Annotated in this window: 20 protein-coding genes; 6 read left to right on the top strand and 14 right to left on the bottom strand. The window is 42.7% G+C overall.

Going from position 1 to position 18,010, the window contains the following annotated elements; all coding sequences use genetic code 11:
• Nucleotides 1-108: 108 nt before the first annotated feature.
• Together DDR33_RS18640 and DDR33_RS25955 are read right to left on the bottom strand one after the other, a co-directional pair.
• Complete coding sequence (locus DDR33_RS18640) at nt 109-1,092, bottom strand: type I phosphomannose isomerase catalytic subunit (RefSeq protein WP_109417322.1); 984 nt, start codon at nt 1,090-1,092, stop codon at nt 109-111.
• A gap of 142 nt (nt 1,093-1,234) precedes the next feature.
• On the bottom strand, nt 1,235-1,387 hold the full coding sequence (locus DDR33_RS25955; protein WP_158280807.1) for a hypothetical protein: 153 nt from the start codon (nt 1,385-1,387) through the stop codon (nt 1,235-1,237).
• A 385-nt stretch (nt 1,388-1,772) separates the two neighbouring features.
• Here DDR33_RS25955 and DDR33_RS18635 point away from each other — a divergent pair, with 385 nt between their 5' ends.
• Nucleotides 1,773-2,000 carry a hypothetical protein gene (locus DDR33_RS18635; RefSeq protein ID WP_109417321.1) on the top strand — a complete coding sequence of 76 codons (228 nt, stop codon included), beginning with the start codon at nt 1,773-1,775 and terminating at the stop codon, nt 1,998-2,000.
• On the opposite strand, the gene DDR33_RS18630 is transcribed toward DDR33_RS18635, so the two are convergent.
• Both DDR33_RS18630 and DDR33_RS18625 read right to left on the bottom strand, forming a co-directional pair.
• Entirely contained in the window at nt 2,001-3,329 is a 1,329-nt protein-coding gene (locus DDR33_RS18630; protein ID WP_109417320.1) for an NAD(P)/FAD-dependent oxidoreductase, read from the bottom strand. It abuts the gene before it with no gap.
• A 71-nt stretch (nt 3,330-3,400) separates the two neighbouring features.
• The gene (locus DDR33_RS18625) at nt 3,401-4,300 is read right to left on the bottom strand and encodes a magnesium transporter CorA family protein (RefSeq protein ID WP_109417319.1); all 900 of its coding nucleotides are present in this window, start codon (nt 4,298-4,300) and stop codon (nt 3,401-3,403) included.
• A 171-nt stretch (nt 4,301-4,471) separates the two neighbouring features.
• On the opposite strand from DDR33_RS18625, the gene DDR33_RS18620 reads away from it, so the two are divergent.
• Nucleotides 4,472-6,250 carry an aminopeptidase P family protein gene (locus DDR33_RS18620; protein ID WP_109417318.1) on the top strand — a complete coding sequence of 593 codons (1,779 nt, stop codon included), beginning with the start codon at nt 4,472-4,474 and terminating at the stop codon, nt 6,248-6,250.
• A 48-nt stretch (nt 6,251-6,298) separates the two neighbouring features.
• Here DDR33_RS18620 and DDR33_RS25950 read toward each other — a convergent pair whose 3' ends face one another.
• A complete protein-coding gene (locus DDR33_RS25950) occupies nt 6,299-6,475 on the bottom strand; it encodes a hypothetical protein (RefSeq protein ID WP_158280806.1) in 177 nt (58 codons plus the stop codon).
• Nucleotides 6,476-6,638: 163 nt separating this feature from the next.
• Between DDR33_RS25950 and DDR33_RS18615 the strand changes: the two genes are divergently transcribed.
• Nucleotides 6,639-7,493, top strand: a complete 855-nt coding sequence (locus tag DDR33_RS18615) for an SPFH domain-containing protein (RefSeq protein ID WP_109417317.1) — start codon at nt 6,639-6,641, stop codon at nt 7,491-7,493.
• Between the two features lie 4 nt (nt 7,494-7,497).
• A complete protein-coding gene (locus tag DDR33_RS18610; RefSeq protein ID WP_109417316.1) occupies nt 7,498-7,674 on the top strand; it encodes an Arc family DNA binding domain-containing protein in 177 nt (58 codons plus the stop codon).
• A gap of 154 nt (nt 7,675-7,828) precedes the next feature.
• Here the strand turns inward: DDR33_RS18610 and DDR33_RS18605 are convergent, their stop codons facing one another.
• The 7 genes from DDR33_RS18605 to DDR33_RS18575 form a co-directional block, all read right to left on the bottom strand.
• Nucleotides 7,829-8,764: an EamA family transporter gene (locus DDR33_RS18605; protein WP_109417315.1), complete on the bottom strand. Its 936-nt coding sequence runs from the start codon at nt 8,762-8,764 to the stop codon at nt 7,829-7,831.
• A gap of 59 nt (nt 8,765-8,823) precedes the next feature.
• Complete coding sequence (locus DDR33_RS18600; RefSeq protein ID WP_109417314.1) at nt 8,824-9,438, bottom strand: DMP19 family protein; 615 nt, start codon at nt 9,436-9,438, stop codon at nt 8,824-8,826.
• 109 nt (nt 9,439-9,547) lie between these two features.
• Nucleotides 9,548-10,207, bottom strand: a complete 660-nt coding sequence (locus DDR33_RS18595; protein ID WP_109417313.1) for a hypothetical protein — start codon at nt 10,205-10,207, stop codon at nt 9,548-9,550.
• A 100-nt stretch (nt 10,208-10,307) separates the two neighbouring features.
• Nucleotides 10,308-11,135, bottom strand: coding sequence for a 4,5-DOPA-extradiol-dioxygenase (ygiD, locus tag DDR33_RS18590; RefSeq protein WP_109417312.1), 828 nt, complete (start codon nt 11,133-11,135; stop codon nt 10,308-10,310).
• 89 nt (nt 11,136-11,224) lie between these two features.
• On the bottom strand, nt 11,225-11,812 hold the full coding sequence (locus DDR33_RS18585) for a YceI family protein (protein ID WP_109417311.1): 588 nt from the start codon (nt 11,810-11,812) through the stop codon (nt 11,225-11,227).
• A 105-nt stretch (nt 11,813-11,917) separates the two neighbouring features.
• A complete protein-coding gene (locus tag DDR33_RS18580; protein WP_109417310.1) occupies nt 11,918-12,502 on the bottom strand; it encodes a Crp/Fnr family transcriptional regulator in 585 nt (194 codons plus the stop codon).
• 20 nt (nt 12,503-12,522) lie between these two features.
• A complete protein-coding gene (locus DDR33_RS18575; RefSeq protein ID WP_158280805.1) occupies nt 12,523-12,939 on the bottom strand; it encodes an META domain-containing protein in 417 nt (138 codons plus the stop codon).
• Nucleotides 12,940-13,130: 191 nt separating this feature from the next.
• Here DDR33_RS18575 and DDR33_RS18570 point away from each other — a divergent pair, with 191 nt between their 5' ends.
• A complete protein-coding gene (locus tag DDR33_RS18570) occupies nt 13,131-13,814 on the top strand; it encodes a lipid-binding SYLF domain-containing protein (RefSeq protein WP_109417308.1) in 684 nt (227 codons plus the stop codon).
• Nucleotides 13,815-13,869: 55 nt separating this feature from the next.
• Here DDR33_RS18570 and DDR33_RS18565 read toward each other — a convergent pair whose 3' ends face one another.
• Nucleotides 13,870-15,102 carry an NADP-dependent isocitrate dehydrogenase gene (locus tag DDR33_RS18565; RefSeq protein WP_109417307.1) on the bottom strand — a complete coding sequence of 411 codons (1,233 nt, stop codon included), beginning with the start codon at nt 15,100-15,102 and terminating at the stop codon, nt 13,870-13,872.
• Nucleotides 15,103-15,326: 224 nt separating this feature from the next.
• Between DDR33_RS18565 and DDR33_RS18560 the strand changes: the two genes are divergently transcribed.
• On the top strand, nt 15,327-15,797 hold the full coding sequence (locus DDR33_RS18560; protein WP_238387859.1) for a hypothetical protein: 471 nt from the start codon (nt 15,327-15,329) through the stop codon (nt 15,795-15,797).
• Nucleotides 15,798-15,920: 123 nt separating this feature from the next.
• On the opposite strand, the gene DDR33_RS18555 is transcribed toward DDR33_RS18560, so the two are convergent.
• Nucleotides 15,921-17,750, bottom strand: a complete 1,830-nt coding sequence (locus DDR33_RS18555) for a DNA polymerase III subunit gamma/tau (protein WP_109417306.1) — start codon at nt 17,748-17,750, stop codon at nt 15,921-15,923.
• Nucleotides 17,751-18,010 lie beyond the last annotated feature (260 nt).

Here is an 18,010-nt window from a genome sequence, read left to right as displayed (position 1 = left end):
TGGCAAGACAGAACATTTGAACTTACCGCCAGGCTAGTACTCGTGAAACCGGTTATAAGAATAAGTTGAGGGTGCCAAAACTTACCACTTATAAATACTACTTATAACTTATTCCTGTATGTAGCTCTCCAGGATTTTAAATCCTGTTGACGTTTCAAGGCCGGCTTTACCGATGGTCGCCGGAAGAAGAATACAATCTCCCATTTGAACATTCAGATCCCCTCCGTCATACTTTAGGGTATAAGATCCCTGCACGCAGACGTGAATGACAAATGAGTCGAAGGAGCTGTAGTCTCTCGAAACAGATTGGCTAAAATCCAGGATGTTAGTTGTGAAGTAGGGGCATTTTGCTACTTCTACAGGTTCATTCTTCTTCTTGTCGTAAGAAGATTTATATTGATCGTAGAACTTATAATCGATAGCAGCAAGAGCTTCTTCTGTATGAAGGTCACGTTTATTTCCTTGATCATCCACCCTGTCGAAATCGTAAATACGATAAGTAATGTCTGAAGTCTGTTGTATTTCTGCGATAAGCAGACCTTTCCCGATGGTATGCACCCTGCCGGCAGGCAAAAAGAAGACGTCGCCGGATGCAACTTTCTCCTTATTCAGGATATCGGTAAGTTTGCCGCTGTTCAGCTTTTCAAGATACACTTTTTCATCAACGGGCTGATTGAAGCCTGAAATAAGTGTAGCACCCGGATCTGCTTCAATTACATACCACATCTCAGTTTTTCCGAAAGAATTATGGCGTTTTCTGGCCAGTTCGTCGTCAGGATGAACCTGGATAGAAAGATCATCATTGGCATCAATGAATTTGACCAGGAGAGGAAATTCATTTCCGAATCTTTGGTATACAGATTTTCCCACCAGGTCTTCCTTGTGTACTTCGAGTAGTTGAGCAAGACTTTGACCTTCAAGAGGTCCGTTTTCAACCACTGAAACATCTGATTTTACGCCCGAGATCTCCCAGGTTTCACCACAGTTGGGAAGTGGCGAATAATCTTTTCCCAGGTAAGTGCGGATTTTCTCTCCGCCCCAGATTTTGTCTTTAAATATTGTTCTGAATTTGAAGGGATAAAGTTGCGACATGATTGTTTTAATTAAGCAATGCAAGTATAGTTATTTTGTTAGTAATCGGTGCATGAAAACGTGAACAGCCGGAAAGATGGAAAACAAAAAAGGGAACCCTGTGCAGGTTCCCCTTTTTTCATAGGTAGATGATATATAGTGTCTATGCAGCTTGTTTGCTTCTGGCGTCTGTTGAAGAACTCTGATTCTTTTTGCCTCTCATGCTTTCGAGATCGGCCATCAGCATTTGCATAAGTTGTTTGTCTGTGTTTCTTGTTAAATTATCAATCTGGTTGATGTTTATGTTCTTTTTCATAATCGCTGAGTTTAATGTTGATGTTAACTATTATGCTAAAGCTGTGCCAATGTGGTCAATTTAATGTTGTTTTTTATTAACTAATTAGAAAACAGTAGGTAAGAAAATGTAAAAAGCGGGGACAGGAATATCGATACCCGTAAAAATACGTGCAGCCGATGTTCTTGATTTTGTGCAGTAAGACTGTACAGTGACCTTCATCCACTACAGTAGTCTCATTTTCTTTTTCAGGGCTGTTTTAGATCAATGATTTTCTTGGCGGTTATGTTTTTTTCATTCTTATTGTGAATGGGAGTTCACTGCAACCTAAAGGTTCCTTATTTAATATACGGGAGCGTTGTGAAACATAAACGCTCCCTCTTGGTTATCTTCTAAAATTTGAATTATGACTGAGCAATTTGATATACAGGTGATGTTAGCGGACGGTACATTCGCCGATTACATAGTGAAAACGGAAAGAGATTCTGACGTTTATCAGGTATTCTCTAATAGCGAACATCTGGCCAGTTTCCGGGCTTCTGAAGGGGAGTGGATCCTGGAAGACAACACAGGAAATTTGGAAACCGACCTGCAAAGCAGGCTGAAAGAACAATTAAAGGGGCTACGTACCTGATCACATCTGTGCTTTTTCTCTTTGTTCGGCTTCCTGGCAATCTTCGCTTTTTATTTTTTCGAGATGCTCATCACTGATCAGGGAGTAGTATCGTTCGGCAAGCCGAAGTGTCTGATCGAAGCTGAACAATTTATATAGCCAGTTTACAAAGACAATCACCCGGTTCTTTCCTCCGTATAATAATGAGGCGTGCAGCATCATCCAGGTGATCCACGCAAGCACCCCATTAAGATGTGTTTTAAATGGCTTCTCCATGTCGACGACTCCCCGCCCGCGTGCTATGGTCGCCATGGTGCCCTTGTTTTCAAACTCATATTCGAGCATAGGTTCTCCCATACTTGTCCTTATCAGGTTCTTTCCGAGAAATTTGCCCTGCGATTTTGCTACACTGGCTAGTTGCGGATGTCCCTTAGGATAAAGCGGGGTTTCCATGGCTGCAATATCGCCTATCGCATAGATGTTGGAGGTCCCCGGGACACGGTTATATCTGTCTACTTTAATCCTGCCTTTTATGATGAGATCCGGATCAAGTCCTTTCGGGACGTTGCCTTTTACACCTGCTGCCCAAATTAGTGTTTTTGACTGGATAACGCTTCCGTCCCCGAGCAGGATATTTTCCCCGTCATAATCTTTAACGATGGTTTTCATCTTTTGTATAATCCCAAGCTCATTAAGATAGCCTGAGGCATCTGATCCCGACTCGGGGCTCATGTTAAAAAGAGGTCTCTCAAGTCCGTCGAGCAGGTAAATGTCCATCATGTTAAAATCCAGTTCAGGATAATCCTTAGGCAGCATATTTTTCCGCATTTCTGAAATAGCACCTGCCAGTTCTACTCCCGTCGGCCCCGCTCCGGCAATAACTACTGTAAGGAACTTTTTCCGCTCCGCAGGATCGGTGATCTCTAATGCATCTTCAAATTTGTTTATCAGATGGTTCTTCAGTTTTACTGCTTCCATCGTTGACTTCATGGGAAGAGCTTTTGATGCAAGCTTGTCATTTCCAAAATAATTGGTGTCTGCGCCGGTCGCAATTACCAGGATGTCATAGGCATATGAACCAGTATCTGTGACGATCAGATTGTCAGAATGGTTAATTGACTTAACACGTGCTATCCTGATCCGCACGTTAGGGCTTTTGTGGAAAACCTTCCGTATGGGAAATGAAATACTGCTGGGTTCAAGTGCTGAAGTGGCAACCTGGTAAAACAATGGTTGAAATTGATGATATGTGAGTTTATCAATGAGCAGTACCTCAATCCCTTCTCTGTTGTTGAGTTTTCGCGCCAGATCAAGTCCGGCAAAGCCGGCACCTATAATTATGACTTTCATATAGCTTGTTTTTCAATGTAGATACTTTACATACAAGCCGGGTTCATATTAGTTTTACCAGATGGACTCCTCTATAGCCAGCCTTTCCGCTTAAACCATATAAATACAGCAATAGTGATAATCACCATCAAAAGCATAACAGCGGGATAACCTAAGTGCCAATCAAGTTCCGGCATGTATTTAAAGTTCATGCCATAAATGCCGACAATGAATGTGAGCGGCATAAAGAATACTGAAAAAATGGTAAGGACCCTCATGATTTCATTCGTCCTTTGGGAGGAGGTGGAAAAATAGGCGTTAAGGAGCTGGTTGATATTGTCATATAGGCTATCGTAAACATTCTGAAGTTTAATGTATAGGTCCCGGGTATCGCGGGTGTTCACATTTCCTTCATCCTCCGTGTCAAGATTATCAATGATATCATACGAGAGGATCAGCATTCTTCTCACCAGGTCAATTTTTCTGCGCAGGTAGTAAAGTCCTTTCAGTAATGGAACCTTTCTGCTTCTCAGGAACACACATTCTTCGTAATAATCAATATCCTTTGCAAGTTTGGCAGAGGGAGCATCGTATGTCTGAAGGCAATATTTAATAAGTATGTTCAGCAGCTGCCGCGTCGATTTGAGCTTCTGAGTTTGCAACAGGTCTGCGATGCTGTTGACAAAGCCTTGTTCCTGGCGGTGTATGGTTATAATATATTTATCAGAGAAAAAGATCGCGATTTTGTCTGTAAGCTCCTGCACTGTATCTGCTTCCATAGACTGCTGGTCCGCATAAATACGAAAGATGATGAAGCAGTAACCATTTACAGCTTCATACTTCGGAAGATGGTCCGGCTGAAGGCAGTCATGAACAGACGCTTCATGTAAGTTGTATTTCTCTGCAATTTGCTTCAGTTCCTCATTTTCAGGCTGCGATAAGTCCAGCCATTCAAAGCCGTGTTCCTCTTTTTTTGCCAGTTGCTTAAACATAGCTCTAAAGTAGTAAAAGCTATCGGGTTTTGGTTATTACTGTTAACCCCTCTGTCTTTGATATCAAGTGCAGGGAATTAGAATATAAACCCCGGTGAAAAGCCAACCAATGCCCGCTGATACCAAATAGCTTTTTTGTAACTTGCCGGTTCTTTATAAAAAACAAACAACATGACATTTCTGGATAAACTTGCGGGAATACGCAGACAAATGGAGGAAGACGAGGTCGATGCTTATATTATCCCTTCTGCCGACCCCCATATAAGTGAATATGTACCTGACAGGTATAAATGTATTGCTTTTACCTCCGGGTTCACCGGATCGGCCGGAACTCTTGTAATTACCCGCGATTTTGCAGGGCTCTGGACAGATGCAAGATATTTTGTGCAGGCAGAAGAACAACTGCAGGGGAGTGGATTTCAACTGGTGAAATTACAGGCACAGGCAATGCCGGAATATATCAGCTGGCTAACTGAAAGATTGACGGAGGGAGCTGTCGTGGCGTTTGACGGAGATCTGATCTCGGTACAGCTTTCCGCTCTGCTTGAACAGGAGCTGACATTTGCGGGAATTGAAATTAACAGTGAAAAGGACTATTTAAGCAGTATCTGGGAAAATCGTCCGGCGCTCCCCGAAAAAGAGGCATATATAATTCCTGATGAAATAACCGGCGAGTCCGTTCCTTCAAAACTCGCCCGGATCCGGATTGCATTGGCAAGATACCAGGCAGGTTTTCATCTGGTTTCTTCCCTGGATGATATCGCATGGATATTCAATGTAAGAGGAAGTGATGTGAAATGTAATCCTGTAGTACTTGCATTTGCGCTGATAACAGAAGAAAAAGCAATACTTTTCATAGACGAATCGAAGTTGAGTGAAGAGGAAAAAGGCAAGTTCGCCAATTGGGGTGTGGAATTAGTGCCGTATAGCCGTATTTCACAGGAACTGCAGGCTATCCCTTCAGGTTCGGTCATACTACTAGATCCTAAAAAAAATTGCTATTCCCTGTTCAGAAAGCTGCCGAAAAAGGTAAAAGTAATACTCGACACCAATCCAAGTACAAACTTCAAGGCGGTTAAGAATGAAGTGGAGATTGAGAATACCCGCCTGACAATGGTTCGGGACGGAGTCGCGCTGACGCGCTTCTTTAAATGGCTTGAAGAAAATATCGGACAATCTTCGTTAACCGAGATATCGGTAGGAGAGAAGCTTTACCAGTTCAGGGCAGCGCAGGAAGAATTTGTCGGAGAAAGTTTTGACACCATTGCCGGTTATAGAGAGCATGGGGCATTGCCTCACTATAAAGCGACCCCTTCGAGTAATGTGGAATTGCGTGCCGAAGGGCTTTTTCTGCTTGACTCTGGTGGGCAGTATAAGCGTGGAACTACTGATATCACGCGTGTAATCTCTCTCGGAAACCCTTCTGAAGATGAGATGACTGATTATACACTGGTATTGAAAGGAATGATAGATGGCTCTACGGCCCGTTTTCCTAAAACTACTAAAGGCTACCAGATTGACGCAATAACAAGAAAGCCCCTCTGGGATCATGCGCTTAATTACGGGCACGGCACAGGCCATGGTGTTGGATATTTCTTAAATGTGCATGAAGGCCCGCAGGTTTTTAATCCGTCAAATCTCCCGGTCGAAATAGTGCCAGGTATGATCACATCTGTGGAACCCGGGTTGTACCGGCCTCTGCAATACGGGATCCGGATAGAAAACCTGGTTCTTGCTGTCCGCGATACCGTAAATGAATTTGGAGAGTTCTATACTTTTGAAACCCTCACTCTCTGTGTTATAGATACCAGGCTGGTAAAAAAGGATCTGCTCCAGAACTATCATATCCATTGGTTAAACGGATACAATCAGTGGGTGGCCGATACATTATCACCCCTGCTAAACGAAGAAGAACGGCTTTGGCTGAAAGAGAAAGCTAAAGCAATTTAATAAAGGAACAGGATCTGCACTGGCAGATCCTGTTCCTTTATCACTATATCACTGGTCGTAGTCTTTATCATTGTCATATGACAGTTCTTCTGCCGGATAGATCTTAAAACTATCTTCTCCCTGCACCTGCACTTTTACATCTTCAGATCCTTCTTCCTGATCCATTTCAACGGTTGCTTTACCGTCAGGGGTAATCACCTTGTCTCCAAATTTGAATTTTGCCATGAGTTTGTTTTTTTAATCTGTCAGTCTTTATATGATCTTAATTCCTAACACGGGAAGAGCATAATTCGTTTGGCAGTTCATAGGTGAAAAAATATTTTAAACCTTCCTGAAATAATTTTTTGTTTTATATTTGATATTGAAATGATATCAAATATATATTGACATGAAAGTTGAAAAAATAGTATCTGCAGCAAGCGGTTATCTGATGCTGGGCGCTTTTCTGATAGTCTCGTTAGTGACGGCCTTTCTTTTTTACAGGCGTCCGGAGGTCATCTGTTTTATCCTGATTCCTTTATTTATTCTCGTTGTCAAGGGGCTTTTAATCGTCAGTCCCAATAATGCGGCTGTACTTCTGCTTTTTGGGGATTATAAAGGAAGTGTCAATAAAAACGGGCTTTTCTGGGTTAATCCATTTTGCGGAAGGATCAATATATCTTTAAGAGCCCGCAATTTCGAAAGTGAGAAGATAAAGGTAAATGACAAGATGGGGAATCCAATCCTGATCAGTGTGATTCTGGTATGGAAAGTAAGAGATACGTTCAAGTCGTCTTTTGAAGTCGACAATTATGAGAACTTTATTAAGGTTCAGACAGATTCGGCTGTCAGAAAATTAGCCGGAAGTTTCCCTTATGACCATTTCGAAGATGAGCAAGCTACAATAACGCTCAGCACCAATTTTGACGATGTCAATCATGCATTAGAACAGGAAATTGCGGAACGAATGGAAATTGCAGGAATTGAAGTTATTGAAGCCCGGATCGCTTATCTCGCTTATGCTCCGGAAATAGCTCATTCTATGCTTCGTCGTCAGCAGGCCTCTGCTATCGTTGCAGCCCGGCATAAAATCGTGGAGGGAGCCGTAGGAATGGTCGACAGTGCATTATCTTTGCTTTCAGAAAAGCAGATCATTGAGCTGGATGAAGAAAGGAAGGCTGCAATGGTTAGTAACTTAATGGTGGTACTTTGCGGCGATCGTGAAACTCAGCCTGTAGTTAACACCGGAACATTACATCAGTAGTTTTATGGGGGAAAAAAAGTCATTTGCATTACGGATAGATGCAGAAACAATGAAGGCAATTGAGAAGTGGGCGGCAGATGAATTCCGGAGTGTGAATGGCCAGATTGAATGGATGCTTCACAAAGCTCTGAAAGAAAGTGGAAGGTTAAAGAAATCAGTCGAAAAGAAAGATAAAGAATAACAGGGCTGGCTAGCAAAATCCAGCCCTGAAAAAAAAGATATATATATGATGAGTTTATTGTTCTGCAAAGAATAAAATCTTTTATGAAGATTTGATGAAGGCAGTCAGGCTTAAACGGTAATGGCTGGCCAGGGCTTGTCAATAGCATGAGAGTTTAGTTCCTGCTATTCCTGTACTTGGCTAAATTGATCATCAACACGCTTCCAAGGATAATAACAAGCCCCGCAATCTGTACCCACGATACCTTTTCATTCGCAAAAAGCACTCCTAACAAGACTGCAATGACAGGATTGACATAAGCATAAGTACTCACTTGTGTAGCCGGCCTGACCTGTAAAAGCCACACATAAGCAGTGTATGCCGCGATGGACCCCATTAATATCAGGTATAAAAGAGACAGCCAGCTTTCGGTTGAAACACTTTCCCATCTTGTATGCGTCAACTCTCCCGAGAAAATGCTGCAGGGTAAAAAAGCAAGCCCGGCTGCTATCATCTGCCAGGATGTACTGACAGTTGAAGATCCGCCTTCTGATCTGTATTTCGAATATAAAGAGCCTCCCGACCAGGCTGCTGATGCAATAACGAGCAACAACAAACCGGAAAGCTTCTGTTGCTGATTGCCCGAATGTAAGGAGCTGCTGATCTCATTCCAGAAAAGAAGTATAACGCCCGCAAAACCAGCCAGCAGCCCGGAGAGAGTGCTGGTGCTTTTCAGATTTTCAGACCATTTGGGCCTATCCAGCAGAACGAACCAGACGGGCGCAGAAGAAACCATTATTGCAACCATGGCGCTGGGCATAAATTGTTCAACCCAGATCACCGCTCCATTGCCGATAAAAAGCAGGAGGATACCTGTTATTGCCGCTGTTTTGATATGTTGTGGATTGAAGAGTCTTTCCTTCTTTAAAGCACACCAGCCGAACAAGATCATGCCGGCCGTTATAAACCTTATTGCTCCCATTAAAAAGGGAGGAAGAGTATGTACCGCTTTTTGAATAAAAAAGTAAGTGGATCCCCATACGATGTAGACAGTGGCAAATGCCAGTATTACAAGCAGGGCAGGCGCATGAGTGTGTTTGGAAGCAGGCATATCTCTCTTTTTGAAAATTAACAGGGAGATTGCGAATGTAGAAATATATGTTAAATAACTTAGCTGGCTTTAAAGGCCTTTTTGTTCTTTCTGATATAATTTACCCTGAGCTTACACAGGTCTTCTTTATCATAAAGTGAGTAGAACTGCTCATCCAGGTCTTTAAATTTGTCGGTCAGCCCTTCCTGGTGATATAAAGTGGTAGCTTTTTTGAGAACTTCAGCAAACGAGTGGGCGTTTATGGCCCTGAAAGCGGTCTCTCCTAATTCGCCGAGCTTAGATGCACTTCCCGAAAACAGCTGCTTAAACCCTCCTGTGTTGACTTCTGCTTCTATCTGCGAAATAATATAAACTGATCGCACTATGTCACTCTCGTTTGCCAGAACTTCAATTTCGTTGCTCAGGCTCCAGTTCATTTTTGATCTTGCGTAATCAGTAACCACCTGGCTTAAATTTTTGTCAGGCGTAGCGTCGATAATTTTCGGACTTAAAGTGGTGTAGATCGTTCTGTTCTTGTGCTCTTTTGCCGAAGCGAGTACCTGTCCCGCCAGCCCGCCTTCCATTACCGATGAATCAGAAGGGAATTGAGCCCGGCATACATAGCCTGTCAGAAATAATAGTATTGCAGAGAGACAAAAGATCCGTAATTTTAAAACACCTCCGTTCATCTTCATGGTTTATAATCAAGGGCTTGCAATATACGAATCTTTTATTACAAGTCAACAGCTTATATTTTGGGGATTTAATTTTTCCGGCGTTCCGGTCTCCCCTTCCGTGAGGATCTTACAACTGTGTCTTGCTTGCGGTCTTGAGGATCGGAGATGTTCGTTCTTTTACCGGGTAGGGATTGGGATGAAAAGCAACGACAGCCCTTAAACGTCCCTCATCATCCGGATCTACACAGCAATGTATACTTAAAAAATGCTGTGAATTCTTTCTGATGTATTCATAGGCGGGGAAAATTTCCCCGGTCTCAAGATCATCGAATGCATTTGTTCCGTTAAAGAAAAAAGGATCGAGCACTGCCTCTCCGGCCTCAGTATGACCTGTTTTACCTGGTAGGTCGCTCTGGAAACTGAATACAATCGTGGTATAGTTTTTTCTTTTAAGGGTGAGCCGGTATTGCTTTTCTCCCGAAGCAGCAGTAAAAGTATACGTTTTAAAAGCCTGGAGAGTGCGCGGAAACAATACAGTATCCTTCCCTGCAACTATACAACTGTCTTTTATTCTGATGTTTTCTTTGAAAGATTTAAGTTTTTCGAGGAACTCTCTGTCGTAATAAGCGGGTGTATGAACTATATGACGAACGCTGTTAAAACTGTGAAATACGCTGTCTTTTCCGGGATCCGGCAGGTTTGAAGGAATCGAATGATTGCCCAGCGTAGCAGCAAAGGTAATTGCGGTAAATAATAACCCTTCTTTTTTGTTTATTAGCCGGAACATGATCAAACTGAGTAAGTTGATTTTGCTTTTCTGGCCTTAAAATACAAAAAGAATGTGAAAAGGTTGAAAAAAATATGTAAAATGTAATTTGTGAAGTCCTTTATTGCGAGAACTTAACTGATGTCATGGTAAGGGAGCCTCCGACAGCTTTGTCATTGAAGAAAGATACCTTGTCATTGCTCTTTTTCAGTCCGAGAATATAAAGAAGTGGCAGATAGTGCTCCGGAGTAGGAATAGCCATCAACGCTTCTCTTCCCAGTTTCTCGTATCCGATAAGTTCTTTATGGTTGCCAGAGGTAATCAGTTCTTTAAATTTGTCGTTCATGCTTTCCGCCCAGTCGTAACCTCCGCCATTTATCATTTCCCACGACAGCATCCTCAGGTTATGCACCATATTTCCACTGCCCATAATCAGAACGCCTTTTTTTCTTAAGTCTGCCAGTTCTGCAGCCAGGTCATAGTGATATTGAGGCGGCTTTGTGAAATCAATACTCATCTGCAATACAGGGATATTGGCTTCCGGATACATATGCCGTACAATTGTCCATGCACCGTGATCCAGTCCCCAGTCGTGATCCTGCACGATTTCTGTCGAATGTACAAGGCGGGCAGTTTCTGCAGCAAGTTGAGGATCTCCGGGAGCCGGGTATTGTACCGCGAAGAGTTCAGGCGGAAAGCCTCCAAAGTCGTGAATAGTAGGAGGCGAGTCCATTGCTGTGATTCTTGTTCCCCTGGTAAACCAATGGGCGGATATCACCAGAACGGCAGCTGGTTTGGTAATCTCCTGTCCCAGCTTGTGCCAGTTGCGGCTGAAATCATTATCTTCAATACCATTCATTGGTGAACCGTGACCAATAAATAACGCCGGCATGATTTCATCATTAGGTTTTAAATCCCTGGTAATATTGCTTAAAATAGAGGATTTCATATAACCAATATCGATAAATGAAGCCAGAACCTGCTGGAAGCGGGTTCTGGCTTTGTTCTATAACATGTGTTTAGACTCACCTTTTTAAATTATCCCTTCTGTTGGGTAAATTCCAATTTGAGATTGAGGGTCACTTCATTGCCGACAGTTGCACCACCAGCTTCAGTCAGCGCATTCCATTTTAGTCCGTAATCGAAGCGCTTAATAACACCAGTGGCTTTAAATCCTGCTTTTGTGTTACCATAACCATCTTTCGCAATACCTCCGTAGGTTACGTCGAACTTTACTGGTTTTGTAACGCCATGGAGAGTTAAATTGCCGGTCAGAACATATTTATTGCCGCTTACCTTTTTGAAAGAAGTACTTTTGAAAGACATAGTGGGGTATTTCTCAGCATCGAAAAAGTCACTTCCCAAAAGGTGTTTGTCCCTGTCGCTGTTCTCCGTGTCAAGGCTTTTTACGTCTGCGTTAAAAGTAATGGCAGCATTATTAAAATCTGCAGTTTTGGCTGATATAGTGCCATCAAAGGTCTTAAATTGTCCTTCAACTTCCGATATTACCAGGTGAGGTACAGAAAATTTTACTGTCGAATGTACTTTGTCTGCAGACCAGTTTGTCTGAGCAAATAGAGATGAGCCGGCGAAAAGAATTGCAGCCGATAAAATGATCTTTTTCATGTCTTTGTTTATGAGTTATTTTCTAAAGACAAAATTAAGTAAGCAAGATCTTCTGCGCATTGATTTAAAATAAGAAATGGCATTGATCCAGATCAATGCCATTTCTTATTTTAAACGAGCTGTTTGCCGCCTGATCCGGCTTAATGTCTCAGGGGTGATTCCCAGGTACGAAGCGATCATATGTTGTGGGACACGTTTTATAATGTCTGGCTGCGCTTTAATCAGGGTCTGGTATTTTTCTTCTGCCGATTGGCAAAGGGTGCTTACGAGGCGCCTTTGTGTCGCGACATAATTGTTTTGAAGGAGGATTCTGAAATATCGCTCAACTTTGGGAACCCGGTCGAACAGTTCCTCCCACGCTTGTTTACTGATCACAAGGATAGAGGAATCCTCCAGAGCCTCTATGTTATAAACTGATGGCTCACCTGAAAAGAAACTATAGTTGTCGCTGATCCACCAGCCCTGAAAAGCAAATTGAATGGTCAGTTCTCCCGGTTTTTTTTCGCCCGAAGCGAACATTCTCAAAGCACCTTCGATAACAAAAGCGGTATACCTGGCAATATCATCCTGCTGCAAAAAGTATTGATGTTTTCTCAGTTTTCTCGCGGTAAACGATTGCTTGCAGATCTCGAATTCTTCAGCCGTTATGCTTACCTTTTCAAGCATCTTCTGGTGCAATAATTCAAACATCACCAAAGATAGTAATAAGCTTACAGAGGTGCGCCTTTCAATACGGCTAATTGAATGTCATTTTCATATAGATACAGGGTATCCTGCTGCACTTTGTAACGGTCCGCAGCTCTGAGTGCCCTGAAAAAAGCATTTTCGGTATCCAGATCGTCGCAGGCCATTCTGGTGCTTATGATCCCTTCTATTTTGATCTTGGAACCATCGCCGGAATAAGTACCCCCAAATCCATTACACCCCCCTTTTCCATTGATCTTTCCTGCTTCTTTTCCGAACTGGATAAATGCATTTGCTGCACCAGCCTGCTTCCCTCCAACCGATACGAGGTTCCATTTTCTTCCTTCCAGACCGGCAGCTGCCTGGTCTTTACGGGACGCGCAGGAGCTTAATATAAGGGTTGTCAATATTACTCCAAACAGGTTTCTTAGTATAACTTTCATAGCTTTATTATGTTGTTTATGATTATACGGTAAAAGCTTAGCCAGCATAACAACATCTGAATGTTAAATTTTGTTAATTATTCAGGCTTATGTTCTCCATATTATCCGGGTTCGGGTTAAATATGCGTTCTTAGCATCATAAGCAAAGCGGCCGTGTTTTTAATATGTCCGTTCTTTATTAAAGTTGAAATATGAAAACAGTTAGAAAATTTATCACAGTTACACTTTTGATTTCTGCCTTTGCAGTTAGCCTGTCTGCAAATGCGCAGGAGAAAGAGGTCAGAAAGATCCAGGCATCCATAACAGTATTGAAGGAATTTGGAAAGATGAAAGAGTCAATTCCGTCTCAGTTGCTGGAAATGACAGAAGGTATAATTATTATCCCTAAGATGATAAATGCAGGGCTTGTTGTGGGAGGAAAAAGGGGTAAAGGTCTCGCAATGGTGAAAGACGCCAGCGGCAAATGGAGTGATCCCGTATTTGTAACTCTTACAGGAGGGAGCTTTGGCTTTCAGGCAGGGGTTCAGGCTGTTGATCTGGTCCTGATATTCAAAAATAAAGAGACATTGCTGAATATCTCCAAGTCTTCGTTTACGCTAGGGGGGGATATTTCAGTGGCCGCGGGTCCTCTTGGGCGGAGCTCAACTGCCAGTACAGATTCCAAGCTGGAGGCAGAGGTGTATTCTTATTCAAGAAGCAAAGGTCTTTTTGCAGGAATCAGCCTTAGCGGAGCGGCATTAGAGATTGATAATGCAGCTATTGCCGACTTTTATGGACACGCTGAAAGCTCTAAAACCCTGTTCTCGGGCAGTTCAAAGGCCTCATCTTCAGATGTCACTACTCTTAAGTCTACATTAAACGGCTTGTATCAATAAGAAAAAAGGTGGCCATTGTGCCACCCTTTTTCATTTACCTTATCTTTAAATTTTCTTATCCCAGTTTGGCCTTTAAATTCTGGTCAATTGCTTCAAGGAATTCTTCTGTATAAAGATAATCCGTACCATGCTCAACCTTTGGTTTGATAGTAATAGCGAGGTCCTTGGTCATTTTACCGCTTTCTACGGTTTCTATACACACTTTCTCAAGTGTATGGCAGAAATCAATAAGCTCCTGGTTACCGTCAAGCTTACCCCTGAACTCAAGTCCCCTTGTCCAGGCAAAGATAGAAGCGATTGGATTAGTAGACGTAGGATTGCCTTTCTGATATTCACGGTAATGGCGGGTAACGGTTCCGTGAGCAGCTTCAGCTTCCATTGTCTTTCCGTCAGGCGTCACAAGGGTAGAGGTCATTAGTCCCAGTGAACCGAAACCCTGAGCTACTGTATCAGACTGAACGTCTCCATCATAGTTTTTACATGCCCATACGAAATTGCCGTTCCATTTAAGTGCAGCAGCCACCATATCATCGATCAGACGGTGTTCGTAAGTAAGTCCGTTTTTGCTGAACTCGGCTTTGAACTCCTGTTCATAAATTTCCTGGAAAATATCTTTGAAGCGGCCGTCGTACTTCTTTAAAATGGTGTTTTTGGTGGATAAATATAAAGGCCATTTCTTCATTAATGCCTGGTTGAAGCAGGCACGGGCAAAGCCTTTTATTGATTCATCCGTATTATACATAGCAAGTGCGACACCGTCACCTTTGAAGTTGAACACCTCATAACTCTGAGTTTCTCCTCCATCCTCAGGAGTGAACGTTATAGTCAGTTTTCCCTTTCCCTTAGTGACAAAATCGGTAGCACGATACTGGTCGCCAAAAGCGTGACGGCCGATACAGATCGGAGCCGTCCAGTTAGGAACTAAACGGGGAACATTTTTCATCACGATAGGCTCACGGAAAACGGTGCCGTCGAGAATATTACGCACGGTACCGTTAGGTGATTTCCACATTTGTTTAAGTCCGAATTCTTCTACCCTGGCTTCATCAGGCGTAATTGTCGCACATTTGATCCCTACACCGTACTCTCTGATTGCATGGGCAGCATCAATGGTAACCTGATCGTTTGTTGCATCACGATGCTCTATCCCAAGATCATAATATTTGATATCCAAATCAAGATATGGAAGAATAAGTTTGTCTTTGATAAATTTCCAGATGATGCGGGTCATTTCATCGCCATCAAGCTCTACTACGGGGTTGGTTACTTTGATTTTTTGTATAGACATAATTGAATTTTGTTTGGGTAATAGTTCTGATTTCTCCAAATATATAAACTAAGATGAAATTGTTTTGTATGCAATTTCAGAAGGGAATACCTGTAAAATACCCGAGACCCTTCTCTTCTGCCTTTAAAGCGCGTTTTTATTAAATAAGTTTTGTACAGACAGATGTGTTTGCTCCGATTTCAATCACATTATTACAAACATTTAACCATTATTATTCCTTTTATATGCAGATAAATCTGAATGTCATGAATGGAAATAATAAATTCTATCCCGGGTTTAATGACGAGAACCTGGACCGCGATAAAAGGATGAAAGAAGACGGGGCAGACGCCGGACGTGAAGATCTTTCTTTTAATGAGGAAGATGACAGCTTTGAAATTGACGTCAGGAGTGAAGATGAAGATTACGATCATCCGGATCCATATAATACAGCGGCAAAGAACGGGACTGACTTCGATTCCGATTACGACGAAGCCAATCTGACTGCTGTAGACGAATACAGGAGGGTAAATGACGACATCGAGCCGGAGATCGACGAATATGGCATGCACATCGATAGTGGAAAGATCACTAAACTGAGTAATCTCGACGAAGAACTTGCCCGTACTGCTGAAGACGACCGCGATGATCTTGATGAGGAGGGGTATCCTAAAAACGATGCAGCCGATTCTGAAGACAATGAATATCTCAGCTAGTAAGGTTGAGATTAGGATTTACGATAGGAGATCTGCAGATTACTATCGCCCAGTAATATGGGGAGCCGAACAGCGTCGGTGAATATACAAACGCTGTTCGGCTCCATTCTTAAATCGTGAATTTTAGCCAATTTCAAGGTTGAACCTCCTCCTGAATTCTTCAAGCTGCGGGTTTTTCTCTACCATATGAAGGTATTTCTCATGTGCAGTGTAGAGTTTTCTCTTTTCATTTTTTTCAGCATAGCGTGTGATGACATCGATTGAAAAGTTTTCCAGCCTTACCCGGAGACGGTTAAGTAGGTCGATCTTCTCAATGCTTAAAAGGTTCTCCTGGATCTTATTCTCAATGATGACCTCTATCTGGTAGTTATCTAAAAGAGAAGGGGCATTGGATGTCATCAATGTAAACAGGTTAATTTTGCTCTGTTTTTTTACTTCTTCTGCATAGGCATTCCATTCCAGCAGGAGTTTTGACGCATCAAATGGTTTTTTACTGCTTCCTGAAATGTATTGAGGCGAGTCGTCTTCGGCTACAGCGGATGGAGAACTTATCTCATTAAGATTCGGAATAATAGACGGAATAGCTTTCAATGGTTTGATGGCTATTTTGGGTGGTACGGCGGGTGGAGGAGCCGAAGACGTTGCTGCATTGCTGGCAGGGCCTGGCGTCGGTTGTGTTCCTGCTGAAGGAATTGCAGGAGGAGCCGCTGCCGGTTTTTCAGCGACAGGCCTTTCAGGAGAAGAGGAAACAGGAACTGCTTGCTGTGTACTTTCCTGGGGCGCCGTTTGACTGTCTATGCCTGAGGTATCAGGTTTTTTTTTTTGTACCTCTGCGAGAGCAGAAGTTGACAAATTTAACGCCGATGGAATATGGCAGATCTTAATAAGTGAGAGCTCCACCTGTAATCGCTGGTTCTTACTGTTCTTATAATTCAGATCGCACAGATTCGTAATATTTAAAGCTGACAAAAGGAAAGAAGCGGAAGTCTTTTTCGACTGTTCAAGATATTTGAGCCGGATGCCTTCACTTACTTCCAGTAGTTTTAGCGTAGCTCCGTCTTTCCCAACCAGCAAATTTCTGAAATGCGAGGCCAGCCCTGTGATGAAATTATTCCCGTCAAATCCGTTTACCAGGATCTCATCAAAAATAAGCAGGCTTTCTGCGATGTTCTCGGAAAGCAGGCTGTCTGTGATGCGGAAGTAATAATCGTAATCCAGAATGTTCAGATTATCAATAACCGCTTTGTACGTGACATTGCGGTTTGAGAAGCTGACAATCTGATCGAACATAGACAAAGCATCTCTTAGCCCCCCATCTGCTTTCTGGGCAATGAGATGTAAGCCGTCACCATCAAATGCGATGTTTTCTTTCTGAGCGATAGATGAAAGATGGCTTGCCATGTCTTCCACCCTGATCCTGTTAAAATCAAAGATTTGACAACGTGAAAGGATTGTTGGCAGTATCTTATGCTTCTCCGTCGTAGCAAGGATGAAGATGGCATAGGAGGGAGGTTCTTCAAGTGTTTTTAAAAAGGCGTTAAAGGCTGCCTGCGACAGCATGTGAACCTCATCTATAATATAGATCTTATATTTTCCGGCTTGCGGAGGTATTCTTACTTGCTCAATCAGGCTTCTGATGTCATCAACTGAATTGTTAGATGCAGCATCGAGCTCGTGAATATTGAATGAATTGCCGTTCTGAAAAGACCGGCACGAATCACATTGCCCGCATGCCTCCGTTTCTGCACTCAAATTCTGGCAATTGATGGTCTTTGCCAGGATACGCGCGCACGTCGTCTTCCCGACGCCACGAGGTCCGCAAAATAAAAATGCCTGTGCGAGCTGATTGTTTTTTATAGCGTTTTTAAGGGTGTTCGTGATATGTTGCTGACCTACAACTGTTTCAAACGTTGCGGGTCTGTATTTTCTCGCTGACACTATAAAATTATCCATCGGCACTAAGATAGGGAGAAGGCCGGGGATGTGCAAATAGTATGTGACCGGGAGAATGGCTTTTGGCCATTAGCTGTTAGCTGCCGGATATCAGATATCAGCCTTCGGCTATGGGTGACGAAGAAATCTCGGGAATAAGCAATAAATAAATACCGTCTGTCCGTCCCCAGGCTCGCTTTCCTACTCCCTGTCTTATAATATATTACTGATCTTAAATTTGCATGTTATTACTACTGCCGGTCATATCGTTCACATTAACG

Source organism: Pararcticibacter amylolyticus, assembly GCF_003130405.1.
Lineage (GTDB): Bacteria > Bacteroidota > Bacteroidia > Sphingobacteriales > Sphingobacteriaceae > Arcticibacter > Arcticibacter amylolyticus.
This window is presented reverse-complemented; position numbering and strand designations above follow the sequence as displayed.